The organism is Ancylomarina euxina, from assembly GCF_003863355.1.
GTDB lineage: Bacteria > Bacteroidota > Bacteroidia > Bacteroidales > Marinifilaceae > Ancylomarina > Ancylomarina euxinus.
The window spans coordinates 27,580-41,711 of sequence record NZ_QQWG01000002.1; the positions used below are offsets into that span (position 1 = coordinate 27,580).

Consider the following 14,132-nt stretch of genomic DNA (forward strand, 5'->3'; position numbering starts at 1 on the left):
GGGACAATTAAAACTCACTAACAAATAATGCCGATAATGAAAAATAAACACTTATTACTAGGTTTAGCATTGATCGCGGGTATATCATCTTGTCAAGATGCTGCAACTGCCGACAAACAAAGCGAAGCTGATAAAGAATCTTATCGAACGCCTGATACCAAACTTGCTTCGGATATTATGACTCCCGAAGTTCTTTGGTCTTTTGGGCGACTGGGTGGGGTGACAATTTCACCAGATGAAACAAGTGTTTTGTATGGAGTAAGCTATTTCCATAAAGCCGAAAATCGTTCTTATCGTGATTTATATACACTTTCTGTTGATGGAGGCACACCAGTTCGTTTGACTAATACTAACAAGAATGAGTATGGTGAAACTTGGCGTCCTGATGGTAAGAAAATTGCTTATATGACGGCTGCAAGTGGAAGCATGCAAATGTGGGAGATGAACCCTGATGGAAGTAATCCTACACAGGTTTCTGATGTTGAAGGTGGTATTGGTAGTTTCCAGTACGCGCCAGATATGAGCAAGATTTATTACATGAAAGAAGTTCGTTTGGAGAAATCAGTTGAGGATTTGTATTCTGATTTACCAAAGGCAAATGCTCGCGTAATTAATGATATGAACTATCGTCATTGGGATAATTGGGTTGATACTTATACACATATTTTCTTAGCCGATTATAAAGAAGGAGTTATGATCACTGAAGGTGAGGATATCATGCCAGGTGAAAGATGGTCAGCTCCAGTTAAACCATTCGGTGGAAACGAGCAGGTTGTTTGGACCCCAGATTCTAAGACTTTAGCCTATGTTTCTCGTAAGAAATCAGGAGTTGAGTATGCTAAATCGACAAATTCTGATATCTACTTTTACGATATCGCTAAGAAAACCACAACTAATATGACCCAAGGAATGATGGGTTACGATATGAATCCTGTATTTTCCCCTGATGGATCAAAAATGGCTTGGGAAAGCATGGAGCGTGATGGGTACGAGGCTGATAAGAATCGTTTGTTTGTGATGGATATTGCAACTGGTGAGAAAAAATATTACACCGAAGATTTTGATCAGAATGTAGGCCATTTAGCTTGGGCTAAGGATGGTGCTTCTCTTTTCTTTATTTCTGACTGGCATGCAACTGACGAAATTTATAATATCAATTTAACTGATGGTAAAATTGCAAAATTGACAGAAGGGGTTCATAATTATCAGTCGGTATTTGTAGTAGGAAATGAATTGCTTGCAACTCGAGTTTCTATGTCGAAACCAGCTGAAATTTATAAAGTTAATCCTAAGGATGGCAATGCGACTGAAATCTCATTCGAGAACAAGAAAATTCTTGATCAATTAAAAATGGGTAAAGTTGAAAAGCGTTGGGTTAAAACGACTGACAATAAGCAAATGTTAGTTTGGATGATTTACCCACCAAATTTCGATGCAAACAAAAAATACCCAACTTTACTTTATTGCCAAGGGGGACCACAGGGGACTGTTTCGCAGTTCTGGAGTTACCGTTGGAATTTCCAGATGATGGCTGCGAATGATTATATTATTGTAGCCCCTAATCGTAGAGGTTTACCTGGTTTCGGACAAGAATGGCTTGAGCAAATTTCGGGTGATTATGGTGGACAGAATATGAAGGATTATTTAAGTGCAATTGATGATGCTAAGAAAGAAAGTTTTGTTGATGAAACTCGTTTAGGTTGTGTGGGAGCATCTTATGGTGGATTCTCTACTTTCTGGTTAGCAGGTCATCACAATAAGCGATTCAAAGCTTTTATTGCACACGATGGCATGTTTAATCTTGAAGCTCAATATTTAGAAACTGAAGAAATGTGGTTTGTGAATTGGGATTTAGGTGGTGCTTTCTGGGAGAAAAATAATAAGATTGCTCAGCGTTCATATGCGAATTCTCCACATAAATTTGTGCAGAATTGGGATACTCCAATTTTGGTTATTCACGGTGGTAAAGATTTTCGTATTGTTGAGTCTCAAGGCATGCAAGCCTTTAATGCAGCACGTTTGAGAGGTATTCCTGCTCAATTATTGCATTTGCCTGAGGAGAATCATTGGGTGTTAGGTGTTCAGAATGGAATTCTATGGCAACGTACTTATTTTAATTGGTTAGATAAGTGGTTGAAAGATGAGAAAAAATAGAACTCATTAAGATTAAATATTGAAAGCTCGCTGTTAGTTTTGTGTGATGAAACATGAAATTGGCAGCGAGCTTTGTTTTTCGTTTAGATGTGTTTTAAAAGAAATATAAATCACTCTTTTGGTGATGAGGAAAATAAATTGAGTTCATTTTAAACCTTGTTTTTCATTGGATTCGAGAAAATATAAGTGCCTTATCCTTATAAGCATATTTATTTTTCTTTTCAAAATTATTGTTACCTTACAGGATGGTAATTAAAGCTCTCTGGTTTTAGGTTTGGAGAGTAGTATGTTGATTATAATGTAATTAAATTAATGCTATGAATCGAGCTTGTATTTGTTTATTGATTCTAACGATGTTTTTTTCGTATTCTACTTATTCTCGCAATATTGGGAATGAATTTGAGATTGTGAAAATCAAACAATATGCGACTTCTATAAGCGATGGAGATATTTTAGCTTTAGATACGTTAACACAATCTAATTCTCTTATTCGACGTCATTCCCAAGAGAAAGATTCTACAGGTATACGCTATACCAAAAAATACAATTACAATAACTTTCCTTTCTTCAATTTTAGAATTAGCAAAAAGACGGTCTATCACAAATTGGCAGAATTTAATTCTGAACAAGCTAAAGAATTATTTGTACTAGCAAAAAATGATCAATTCAATAGTGATAGTTTGACTCGAGAGGTTAGTCTCTTGTATACCAAGCAAGGTGTTTATTCTGGGGTAGATAAAGATCTATTTAAACGCAGAGTTCGCGACTTAGAGCAAAGAGCTTCTGAGTTGAAGAATAATGCAGCTCAGAAAGCAAAACATGCTTTGGTTTTAGAACAAACGTCAGGGAAAGCACCTACGCTTATTTTGGCTGCCACTCAAGAAACAACCACCCCTGAATATAAAGGGGGATCAAAAGCGATTGAAAATCACAAATTCTTAAAAGCTGAGGAGAAAGATGCTGTGATTGCAACGGAGGTTCAAAAACAAGCCGTTAAAGATGACGCAAAACTAGAAGTGAGTGCTCAGGTTGACGAGGGTGGTTATTTAGATTACGAATATGAATATTGCTATCAAGTAGCTGTTTTTGATAAAAGACCAACGAACGACTTTTATAAAGGTATGGGTTTTATCAAGGAGGAAATTGTTGATGGTGGTAAATCATTCCGATATTTAACAGGTTCATATAGAACTTATGCCAAGGCCAATAGTTTCAAGAAACAAATAAAATCTGTTTTTCCTTCTGCCTTTGTGGTGGTTTATAAAAATGGAATTAGAACTAATCTGCAAGAGGCCATTGCAGTAACCGATCCCGTTTCTGCCAGCTCAACAGTGAGTCCTTCACCTCAATTGGCTAGTGATTTTTCGGGCGAAGTCACTTATCGTGTTCAAATTGGTGTTTTTGCTGGTGAAATTCCTGAGAAGTTGAATACAACTATGGAGAGATATCAGGCTTTTGGCTCATTCTATGAGAAACGATCAGATGGAAAGATTGTTTGTACTATCGGACGCTTTAAGTCACTTTCTGAGGTGGCTGATTTAAAAAAGAAATTGCAGGATGCTGGATATACTGATGCCTTTACTGTAGCTTACAGTGGGCAGCAACGAGTATCCTTACAGGCAAGTATTAATAAAACAGAACCGAACAATGAGCTTATTTCAAAGACTAGGAGTGCAGTGAAGGTTGAGAAAGAACCTCTTACTGAAGACGATTTAGTTAGTGATATTAATTTTCGAGTTCAAATAGGTGTATTTGCCAATGGAGTTCCTGAAAAGGTGAGTGTGTTGATGGAAAAATATAGGGCATTTGGTGCTTCCGCAGTGAAGAATGCAAATGGTAAAATAGTTTGTACAATTGGTCAGTTTGAATCTATTTCTGATGCAGGAGCCTTAAAGAAAAAACTTCATTCAGATGGATTTACTGATGTCTTTACGGTGGCCTATACAGGAAGTAAGAGAATTTCAATACAAGATGCCATACGTTTGGTAAAATAAGGAGATGATGGATTCAGAATATATACTTTTTTTACATAATGATCATGAACACGGTTTCGACTATGTCGTTGAGGCTTTGATGGAAGTTTGTGAGCATACTTCTGATCAGGCTGAACAATGCGCATACATTACCCATTACAAGGGTAAAAGTGAGATTAAAGTTGGAATTAGAACAGATTTATCACTTATGAGAGAACAATTGGAGGACAAAGGACTGATTGTAAGTCTCGAAATTAATAAAACAGCCTATTAATTATGATGATTTTTATTATTATCCTTCTGTTAGTTTTAGGAGTTGTTCTTATACTGCTTGAATTTTTTGTTCTTCCAGGGATAACTGTTGCAGGTATAACTGGTGCCGTTATGATGTTGGGAGGTATCTATTTGTCTTATCATCATTATGGCCCTATGATAGGGCATCTAACAGTTATCGGATCTGTAATTTTTAGTTTATTGGCTCTATGGTTAGCCTTAAAGTCGGGAACTTGGAATAGGATTATGCTGAAAACAGAAATCGATTCAAAAGTGGAGAAACTAGAAGATAATCTGGTTGCCATAGGCGATGAGGGAATCTGTTTGTCTCGACTTGCACCAATGGGACAAGTTAGAATCAAAAATCATATTATAGAAGCCAAATCAACAGGTGGGTATATTGATGAAAAAACACCCATTGAGGTGATTAAAATAGTAGATAAAGTGATTGTTGTAAAACCTTTAAAATAAATTAAATGGAAATTGGAGCATTAATATTTTTAATCGTAGCAATAGGAGTAGGTATCTACATCCTTTTTATTTTTATTCCAGTTGGACTCTGGTTTTCTGCCCTGCTTTCAGGTGTGCGAATCTCATTAATTCAACTTGTATTTATGCGTTGGCGTCGTGTGCCACCTAATGTGATTGTTCGTTCTATGATTGAAGCACATAAGGCTGGTTTGCATATTACTCGAGATGACCTTGAGGCTCATTTCCTGGCGGGTGGCCATGTAGAGCAAGTTACTCATGCCTTAGTTTCAGCTTCAAAAGCGAATATCGAATTACCATTTAAGATGGCTACAGCTATTGATCTTGCTGGACGTGATGTTTATGAAGCCGTTCAGATGAGTGTAATCCCTAAAGTGATTAATACACCTCCAGTTACTGCTGTGTCGAAAGATGGTATTCAGTTAATCGCTAAAGCCAGAGTTACTCTTCGTGCTAATATTCGTCAGTTGGTTGGTGGAGCAGGAGAAGAAACCGTTTTAGCACGTGTGGGTGAAGGTATCGTATCATCAATTGGTTCTTCAGAATCGCATAAAACAGTGCTTGAAAACCCTGATTTTATTTCTCGTGTAGTACTTGAAAAAGGATTGGATGCAGGAACAGCCTTCGAAATTTTATCAATTGATATTGCAGATATAGACATAGGAAAGAATATTGGTGCAGTTCTACAAACCGACCAAGCAGAAGCAGATTTGAAAATTGCTCAAGCTAAAGCGGAGGAACGTCGTGCAATGGCTGTTGCTACGGAGCAGGAAAATAAAGCACTTGCACAGGAAATGCGTGCCAAAGTTATCGAAGCGGAAGCTGAGGTTCCAAAGGCTATGGCAGAAGCATTCAGGAGCGGACATCTTGGTGTAATGGATTATTATCGCATGAAAAACATAGAAGCAGACACTTCGATGCGTGAAAATATAGCGAAACCTTCTCCGAAGGATAAGAAAAAATAAAATATTTTAAGAATGAAAATCAAGCTGGGCGTGTTCTTTGAGCTCGTCTAGCTTTTTTTTTTGAAAAAAAAATAATTATTTTTAAACTCGAATCTCATTGATTTATAATTTACTATAATTTCACAGCGGGGAATATTGTGACTTGTGTGAAAATAAAATTTGCACAGATCAAAAATTTGCCTACTTTTGCTTCCGCAATCAGGAGAGGTGGGTGAGTGGCTGAAACCACCAGTTTGCTAAACTGACGTACTCGTAAGGGTACCGGGGGTTCGAATCCCCCTCTCTCCGCTTTCTTTTCTTAACTGAAAAGATGCAAAGTGAAAAGTTCAACCTTTTCACTTTAATTTTCGGGGTGTAGCGTAGCCCGGTCATCGCGCCTCGTTTGGGACGAGGAGGTCGCAGGTTCGAATCCTGCCACCCCGACACCGAAAATTCCAGAGAAGTTGAAGAACTTCTCTTTTTTTATCACACATATTGAAATTAAATTCTCGGGGTGTAGCGTAGCCCGGTCATCGCGCCTCGTTTGGGACGAGGAGGTCGCAGGTTCGAATCCTGCCACCCCGACACCGAGAAATTGGTAGGAGTTGTAAAACTTCATTTTTATTGAAAGAACCGAAATTTATTTCGGGGTGTAGCGTAGCCCGGTCATCGCGCCTCGTTTGGGACGAGGAGGTCGCAGGTTCGAATCCTGCCACCCCGACAAAGAAGAGATTAAATTCTTCTCTTTTTTTATTCTCTTGAGAATAAGCTTTCAATATAAATACCGGAATTAAATTTTCGGGGTGTAGCGTAGCCCGGTCATCGCGCCTCGTTTGGGACGAGGAGGTCGCAGGTTCGAATCCTGCCACCCCGACAGAAAGGAGAGAAGTATTTTTACTTCTCTCTTTTTTTATGCCTACCAATGGCTTATTGCTTTCATCAATCCAAATCTTAAGTTCTTGTTAAAATTTGCTTTACAGATATTGTCTCACGGATAATCTTACTATTTTGCATGCCATATTAAACCGACCGATTAATTGAAAGAAAAAAGAAATCATGCGAAAATTAGTATCAGTATTTATATTGCTTATGGGAATTGTAATAAGTGGAATAGCTCAGGAACCGGAGGATAGAGGTTATATTGTAAATGTAGGAGATATGGCTCCTGATTTTGAAATGAGCTTAATGGATGGGCAGAAAGTTAAACTATCTGACCTAAAAGGAAAAGTCGTGATGTTGCAGTTTACTGCCAGTTGGTGTGGTGTTTGTCGCAAAGAAATGCCTTTTATCGAAAAAGAAATCTGGCAAATTAATAAGAATAAGGACTTTGCTCTTTATGGTCTTGATCGTGACGAGCCTATTGAAAAAGCGCAAAAATTAATTGATGCAACTGGTATTACTTATCCAATAGCATTAGATGATGGAGGTAAAATATTTGAACAATATGCCTTGAAAAATAGTGGGATTACACGTAATGTTATCTTGAATCGTGAAGGTAGAATAATTTACTTGACTCGTTTATTTAATCAAGAGGAATTTGCAGCAATGAAGAGGGTTATCGAAGAAGAACTAAAAAATTAATTCGACGATATTGAATTTTCAGAATAGCTATTAGTTCTTAAAAAAATGCGATTGAATTTCAATCGCATTTTTTTTTATTTTTTGAATTAAGCTCATTATAAACTTGATCTCATTATTATAATAATTGATACTAAATATAAGTTTGTTTTGATATTACTTGACGAAAAAAGAAGTAATTTTAGAGCATAGAAGAGATTTAGATTTCTATGGAGTCAGATGGATTGTGAAATAGAAGATAATCTGAGATCTAAATTTTAATTTTAAAATTTCGTAGACTTATGGATGAGGCTTTTGTTCAGATAATTGAGAAGGTTAGAAAGTTTCTATTGCAGGAAGGCATGGGAGATATTTCTATAGAAAAATTGGAGCAATTTGGTATTTCGAAGGAGGAAATTTCACAATATGTCGATTCGAAAGAAGAGCTTGTTGAGAAAATTCTGGAATTTGAGAGATCTAGCTTTATGAAAATATTTCTAGATTATAATTTTGAGGGTCAAAATGCTATTGATATTCTTTTTATTGTTAGTCAGGAGATTAATGATAGATTTGAGAATGTCTCACCTTCTGTAACGATGGAATTTGAAAAACATTTTCCGGAAATTTATAAGAAGCATATGGATCAGAGAATGGCTTTTATTTTCGATAAAATTCAGATTAATGTTGAAAAGGGTATAGCTCAAGGTATGTATCGCGAAGATTTGAGTGCTGAAATTGTTGGTCGCATGTATTTGTCTCGATTAGAGGATATGCACAACCCAGAACTCTATCCGCCAGAGCGTTTTAAGTTTGGAACCATTTACGATACAATGATTGATAGCTTTGTAAAAAGCATTGCAACAGAAGATGGTTTATCTTATTACCGCCATCGCAAGCAATTATTGAGTGTTTTGAGTTTCGGACGTTAGATTTAATTATTAGGATTTTTAATATGAAATTATCATTAGCACCTCTACAGGGCTTTACCGATTTGGTATTCCGTAGAGCATTTGCAAAACATATAGGGGGCATAGATCAGTTCTATACCCCTTTTCTTATTTTACAGAATGGAGATAGTTTAAAATCCTCACATCGAAGGGAAGTTGATCCAAATGTAGAAGAGAATCTAATACCTCAATTCATAGGAAATAGCCTTAAGGAATTTATCTTTTTTAGAGACTATTTGATTGAATTGGGTTATTCAAAAATGAATTGGAATTTGGGATGCCCTTTTCCAATGTTAGCCAAAAAGAAAAAAGGTTCTGGTTTATTGCCGTATCCTGAAATGATAGAAGAGATTTTATCAGATGGTTTGGATGATCGCATTGAACTCTCTATAAAGATGAGGATTGGCTATGAATCTTCTGAAGAGCTTGAGACTGTATTAAACGTTTTAAATAAATTCAACTTGTCTGAAATCATTGTTCATCCTCGTCTGGGGAAACAAATGTACAAGGGAGATGTTGATTTGGAAGCTTTTGGAAGAGTTCTTATCTTATCGAAGCATCCCGTGATTTATAATGGTGATATCTGTAATATGGAAGATTATCAGCAACGTTTAGAGCAATTCCCAAATCTGGAACAGATGATGATTGGACGTGGTCTATTACAAGATTTATTCTTGCCTTTAAAGATCAAAGGAGAGGAACTTCCGACAGCTAAAGAGCGATTAGCTTTATTAGAGAAGTTGCATGGTGAAATTTACGATTCATATACTTCTTATTTAAGTGGGGATACTCAGTTACTGTCTAAGTTGAAACCCATGTGGGAATACTTTTCAGCTAATTTCAATAACGATCGTAAGGTTTATAAAGCAATCAAAAAATCAGGAGGCATGAAGAAATACAATGCTGCTGTTGCCTTCGCTTTTCAACAAGGAGTAAAGGAATAAGCTAAGTTGATGAATTACAATTTTGATATAAACGAGCTATTTTTCCATTTGGAATTCGACGAACCTGTCAGTATGATGAGTTCGTCAGTTTTGAATGGTGGTTTTTGCAAGGCCTCACATTTTTTCAATACCAAAGTTGATGCTAATTTCTTAGGAGAAAAAACAGAGTTTGAGAAACCTGCTGTAAGTCTTTTAAATATTGCAAACAGAAATGCCTGGAATGGTGTGACAGTTGGAATGATGACTGCAGCACTGATGACTTCTTTTAGACGTGTTAAGTTAGAAGAACAAGGTATTTGGATCGAAGTATTTCTAACCTCAGGAGTTTCCAATGCTCGTAGGGCAGGAGATACGGCAGATTATCAATTTATGAATGAGGCCTGCGAGAAAGTGGGGACAATCAATATGATTCTATTGACGAATGCTAGTCTCTCTCCTAATAGCATGATTGAGTGTATCATGATGGCAACAGAAGCCAAATCAGCATGTTTACAAGATCTGAATATCAAGAGCCCTGTTAGTGGTGAAATTGCTACAGGTACTGGGACTGATTCCTGTGCTGTTGCCTCAGGAACAGGTCCTGAGGTCGAGTATTGCGGCAAGCATGTCCTTTTTGGAGAATTACTTGCAAAAGCCGTATATCAGGCCTTAAAAAATTCTCTGGAGTTATAAATTAACTTTTTTTGTAGTAGTAAAAAATATCTCGCAGTTTTCGCAGAACTATGCTAATTTTTAAATTTTCACATCCTCACATCCTCACATCCTCACATCCTCACATCCTCACATCCTCACATCCTTCGATTCCGATCAGGACAAGGCATCCTCACGTTTTCAGATTTTTCTCAATAAATGCAAGTCTTTCCTCTATTGAAACTTTGGGTAGTTCAATAATGTTGAAGCCTAATTCAGTATAAGTTGATTTTAGAAATTTATAGATTTCTACAGCGTCTTCATATGATTCTGGTCGCTCGCTGTCGTTGATGAATATTTCCTGCCAGGGAGGCGTTAGAAATACATTCTGATTATAAGCTTTGGCTTTTTCAAAGTACTTATGCGGCACATTTAAACCACCTCTTCGCATATAGGCAATGATATCTGGTAATCCACGATCGTAAAAGCATGTGCAATCCGATTTGCAATTGTCTAATTGAGCACTCATACGTTCGTAGCATAATTCAGCGAAAGCCGCTAAATTTTGCCAGGGAACCCTATCTCCACCAATCTCATGCTGTTCACGAATGATAACTCTTGAAATCTCCTCAAAACCTTGATAGTTTTGATTGATAAGAGCAGCTAAAAGGCTTGATTTTCCTGATCCAGGCCCTCCAGTAATGATATAGCGATTTGAATGAGTAAGCATTGTTTTGATAATGTATTGTCTTTATATTAGAAAGCTGATTCTATTTATTATTACTCGTTTAAGTGTTGATAAACCAAATCCATATTGACATTCTCACGAATAGCATCAGCCAGTTTATCGTATTGTTTTTCTTTAAACTGATTGTAATCGAAATTGATATTCTCCGTATCGAAACCCTTCAGTAAATCCTGAATGACAACTGAATTATCAAGAATGCCATGAATGTACGAACCCCAACAGTTTTCATTTAAGAAATAGCCATCTTTTTTGCCATTATCTAATATGTTTAAGTGATTCTCGGGATGCTTTAGTGTGGTTTGACCCATATGAATTTCGTAACCAGTGCAGGTGTTAGAATAATCTTTGAACTTGAATTGACATTGTTCGGTTACTTTATTGTCTTCAATTACTGTACTAATTGGGAGCAATCCCAGACCTGAAATAAGAGGTAAATCTCCCTCAATACCTTGAGGATCGCTAATACTTTCACCCATCATCTGATAACCACCACAGATGCCAATCACTTTCTTGCCATCTTTCTGAGCTCTAACTATAGAACTGGCAATACCAATTTTTCTCAAATGGGCTAAATCAGAAATGGTATTCTTACTACCTGGTATAATGACGATGTCTGCTTTCTCAATTTCTAAAGCTTGATCGGTGTAATACAAATGAATGCGAGGATCGTGTTCTAAAACGCTAAAATCGGTAAAATTTGCCATTCGTGGTAGACGAACAACAGCAATGTTAATTGTGTTAGATCGAGATTCTTTGAACTTCTGCTCTAAACTAACAGAATCCTCTTCCTCAATGTGAATATCTCTAAAATAGGGTAGTATGCCAATTACAGGAACACCTGTTAGATCTTCAAGTATCATTCTTCCTTCTTCAAAAAGCTTGATGTCACCTCTGAATTTATTGATCAGAATACCTTTGATTTGTTTTCTCTCCACATCATCCAGAAGATAAATGCTGCCAAACACACTTGCAAATACACCGCCTCTATCAATATCTGAAACCAAATAAGTTACAGAATCCGTTTCAACAGCCATTTTCATATTGGTGATATCTCTTGACTTAAGATTCAGTTCAGAGATACTACCAGCACCTTCCAGAACAATTGGGTTGTATTGCTTTTCCAGACGATTAAATGCATTGATGGCCTCAGTAAAGAGTGCTGCCTTATTGTTGCCCATAAAATATTCTTGGGCCGTTTGAGTTCCAACTGGTTTCCCATTCAAAACGACTTGTGAACTTTTGTCATTGGTTGGCTTAAGCAAAATCGGATTCATATCGGTATGGCAAGGCAATTTGCAGGCTTCAGCTTGTACGGCTTGAGCACGGCCAATTTCGAAACCTTCAGGGGTCGCAAAGCTATTTAAAGACATATTCTGTGCCTTAAAGGGAGCAGGTGTGTAACCATCTTGCTTGAAAATACGACAAAAACCAGTGTTCACCATGCTTTTACCCACATCGGAACCAGTACCAACAAACATGATCGACTTTAACTTTTTCATTGCTTTGAGATATAATGTATGAGCGTAGAAAGAATATTCTTACTGAGCTCACGAGTTCAGTTGGCAAAAATAATAATATATGTGTTCAAAGTATAACAAATAGTGGACTGAGTCGATAATGAACTCTGCTTTACAACCTATAACAGGTTGTGAGTTGGGAAAAGAATCTAAAAAACAATATCTTTGGCTGGCTCAAAAGAGCATCAAATGATGATGATAGGTTTATTCTTATGTGTTTTGAATCAAGCAATCATCATGAAAATTTATATCTAAATCTTAATTTTAAACATGTTTACTGACAACCTAAAAAGAGCTCGGAATCAGGAACTACAGGTTTTTAGACACTGGAGCAGAAAGTCGTATGCGGCATTTGCAAGTATGAATCAGGAGATTAAAATCGCCTGTTTATCTGCAAGCTATAATATGATGACTCCAAGTCAGGAAGCTGGTGTTTCAGGTTTTATGTACGAATCTCAGAAGGGTGGTGATAAATGTGACGAAGATGATCCTGACGGTGAAGCTTTACTGTTGTTGCAAAATATGATTTGCAGTACTGTACGTAAATCTGAAGGTGAACAAAAGAAATATCAGAAACAATCTGATCCGTTCTTTTATTCGTCTGTTAATCCTACCCAAAAATTAATTATTAACCGAAAAAAGAATTGAATCATGACTGATATTAGAAACAACTGGACCCACGAAGAGGTCAAAGAAATTTACAACCTACCCTTGTTAGACCTGGTGAACCGTGCCTCTAACATTCATAGACAATACCACGACTCTACAAAGATGAACATGAATACCTTGATTTCTGTTCGTACAGGAGCTTGTTCTCAAGATTGTAAGTATTGTGCTCAATCAGCCCGTTATAATACCCACGTAAAACCAGAAAAACTGAGTTTGGAGCAAGTTATCGCAGATGCTAAAGTGGCTAAAGCAAATGGTGTAAAACGTGTTTGCTTGAGTTCTGCTGGACGTGATGGAAACCGTGATGATCGTTTCAATGAAATGGCTGAAATGATTACTGAGGTTAAAAAGCTTGGACTGGAAGTATGTTGTACCATGGGGATGATCAACAAAGAGAAAGCTAAGAAATTAGCCGATTTGGGCATCACAGCCGTAAATCACAATCTTGATACTTCGGAGCGCCATTACCCAACTATCACCACAACCAGAACCTATGCTGAGCGATTAGAAACTTTGGCAAATCTTCAGGAAGCAGGAATTAACTACTGTTCTGGAGGGATTCTAGGAATGGGAGAGGATGATGAGGATCGTATCGAAATGTTACGCACTTTATCTAATCAAGCAAAACATCCTTATAATGTTCCATTAAATGCTCTCGTTCCAGTTGAAGGAACACCATTTTATGGTAAAGATGTTGTTGATATTTTTGAGATGGTTCGTGCAGTGGCTATCGCCCGTATTCTGATGCCTAAAGCTGTAATTGCCTTTGCTGCTGGTAGAACTCATTATAGTAAAGAAGGACAAGCGCTTTGTTTTATGGCTGGTGCAAATTCGATCTTCTTTGGGAATAAGCTTTTGACGGTAGGGAATGTTGAAATAAATGAAGATCAGGCCTTGCTTGAGACTTTAGGCATGCAATCGACCAAATACCATGAATTGACAACGCTTGAAGGATAAAGGATAAAGGATAAAGGATAAAGGATAAAGGATAAAGGATAAAGGATAAAGGCTGCTCATTTTTACAAGAGCAGCCTTTTCTATTTTTATTAAGCTGTGCTTTTTATCTGAAAAATCCCCCCGATTGTGTGTCTGGAGCATTTCTTCTGTTGCTAGCTTTTACAAGTACTTCTTTTTTTTGTTCGTTGGTGTATAATGACCAATCTCCAACCTCTTCATTGGTTCTTCTGCAACCAAAACAAACGCCATTAGAGTCGGCACGACATATTTGTATACAAGGTGATTTTACGTCTTCCATATTGTAGTTTAATTAGATTCTATTCAAATAAT

14 protein-coding genes and 5 tRNA genes are annotated in these 14,132 nt (G+C 37.1%); 16 read left to right on the forward strand and 3 right to left on the reverse strand.

The genetic code is table 11. The features are described 5' to 3' along the window. The first annotated feature begins 36 nt into the window (after positions 1 to 36). From DWB61_RS02345 to DWB61_RS02410, 14 genes are all read left to right on the forward strand, one after another. The gene (locus tag DWB61_RS02345) at positions 37 to 2,154 is read left to right on the forward strand and encodes a S9 family peptidase (protein ID WP_125029290.1); all 2,118 of its coding nucleotides are present in this window, start codon (positions 37 to 39) and stop codon (positions 2,152 to 2,154) included. A 317-nt stretch (positions 2,155 to 2,471) separates the two neighbouring features. After that, positions 2,472 to 4,148: an SPOR domain-containing protein gene (locus DWB61_RS02350; protein ID WP_125029291.1), complete on the forward strand. Its 1,677-nt coding sequence runs from the start codon at positions 2,472 to 2,474 to the stop codon at positions 4,146 to 4,148. Positions 4,149 to 4,155: 7 nt separating this feature from the next. Beyond that, positions 4,156 to 4,401, forward strand: coding sequence for an ATP-dependent Clp protease adaptor ClpS (locus DWB61_RS02355; RefSeq protein WP_225423345.1), 246 nt, complete (start codon positions 4,156 to 4,158; stop codon positions 4,399 to 4,401). Positions 4,402 to 4,403: 2 nt separating this feature from the next. Continuing rightward, positions 4,404 to 4,871, forward strand: coding sequence for an NfeD family protein (locus tag DWB61_RS02360; protein WP_125029293.1), 468 nt, complete (start codon positions 4,404 to 4,406; stop codon positions 4,869 to 4,871). A gap of 5 nt (positions 4,872 to 4,876) precedes the next feature. Further along, positions 4,877 to 5,854: a flotillin-like protein FloA gene (floA, locus tag DWB61_RS02365; protein ID WP_125029294.1), complete on the forward strand. Its 978-nt coding sequence runs from the start codon at positions 4,877 to 4,879 to the stop codon at positions 5,852 to 5,854. 201 nt (positions 5,855 to 6,055) lie between these two features. Next, positions 6,056 to 6,142 (forward strand) — tRNA-Ser (locus DWB61_RS02370). 60 nt (positions 6,143 to 6,202) lie between these two features. After that, positions 6,203 to 6,277, forward strand: a tRNA-Pro gene (locus DWB61_RS02375). A gap of 66 nt (positions 6,278 to 6,343) precedes the next feature. Next, positions 6,344 to 6,418: transfer RNA gene (locus tag DWB61_RS02380), tRNA-Pro, on the forward strand. Between the two features lie 61 nt (positions 6,419 to 6,479). Then, positions 6,480 to 6,554: transfer RNA gene (locus DWB61_RS02385), tRNA-Pro, on the forward strand. 78 nt (positions 6,555 to 6,632) lie between these two features. Beyond that, a tRNA-Pro gene (locus DWB61_RS02390) sits at positions 6,633 to 6,707 on the forward strand. A 182-nt stretch (positions 6,708 to 6,889) separates the two neighbouring features. After that, on the forward strand, positions 6,890 to 7,414 hold the full coding sequence (locus DWB61_RS02395) for a TlpA family protein disulfide reductase (RefSeq protein ID WP_125029295.1): 525 nt from the start codon (positions 6,890 to 6,892) through the stop codon (positions 7,412 to 7,414). A 278-nt stretch (positions 7,415 to 7,692) separates the two neighbouring features. Then, positions 7,693 to 8,319, forward strand: a complete 627-nt coding sequence (locus DWB61_RS02400; protein ID WP_125029296.1) for a TetR/AcrR family transcriptional regulator — start codon at positions 7,693 to 7,695, stop codon at positions 8,317 to 8,319. Positions 8,320 to 8,342: 23 nt separating this feature from the next. Next, positions 8,343 to 9,281, forward strand: coding sequence for a tRNA dihydrouridine synthase (locus tag DWB61_RS02405; protein WP_125029297.1), 939 nt, complete (start codon positions 8,343 to 8,345; stop codon positions 9,279 to 9,281). Positions 9,282 to 9,290: 9 nt separating this feature from the next. Next, positions 9,291 to 9,953 (forward strand): adenosylcobinamide amidohydrolase, encoded by a 663-nt coding sequence (locus DWB61_RS02410; protein ID WP_125029298.1) that lies wholly within the window; start codon positions 9,291 to 9,293, stop codon positions 9,951 to 9,953. Positions 9,954 to 10,104: 151 nt separating this feature from the next. Here DWB61_RS02410 and DWB61_RS02415 read toward each other — a convergent pair whose 3' ends face one another. Together DWB61_RS02415 and DWB61_RS02420 are read right to left on the reverse strand one after the other, a co-directional pair. Continuing rightward, the gene (locus DWB61_RS02415) at positions 10,105 to 10,641 is read right to left on the reverse strand and encodes an AAA family ATPase (RefSeq protein WP_125029299.1); all 537 of its coding nucleotides are present in this window, start codon (positions 10,639 to 10,641) and stop codon (positions 10,105 to 10,107) included. 50 nt (positions 10,642 to 10,691) lie between these two features. Further along, complete coding sequence (locus DWB61_RS02420; protein WP_125029300.1) at positions 10,692 to 12,158, reverse strand: cobyric acid synthase; 1,467 nt, start codon at positions 12,156 to 12,158, stop codon at positions 10,692 to 10,694. Between the two features lie 288 nt (positions 12,159 to 12,446). Between DWB61_RS02420 and DWB61_RS02425 the strand changes: the two genes are divergently transcribed. Further along, on the forward strand, positions 12,447 to 12,824 hold the full coding sequence (locus DWB61_RS02425; protein ID WP_125029301.1) for a hypothetical protein: 378 nt from the start codon (positions 12,447 to 12,449) through the stop codon (positions 12,822 to 12,824). Positions 12,825 to 12,827: 3 nt separating this feature from the next. Then, complete coding sequence (gene bioB, locus DWB61_RS02430; RefSeq protein ID WP_125029302.1) at positions 12,828 to 13,802, forward strand: biotin synthase BioB; 975 nt, start codon at positions 12,828 to 12,830, stop codon at positions 13,800 to 13,802. 103 nt (positions 13,803 to 13,905) lie between these two features. Here bioB and DWB61_RS02435 read toward each other — a convergent pair whose 3' ends face one another. After that, complete coding sequence (locus DWB61_RS02435; RefSeq protein ID WP_125029303.1) at positions 13,906 to 14,100, reverse strand: DUF1289 domain-containing protein; 195 nt, start codon at positions 14,098 to 14,100, stop codon at positions 13,906 to 13,908. Positions 14,101 to 14,132 lie beyond the last annotated feature (32 nt).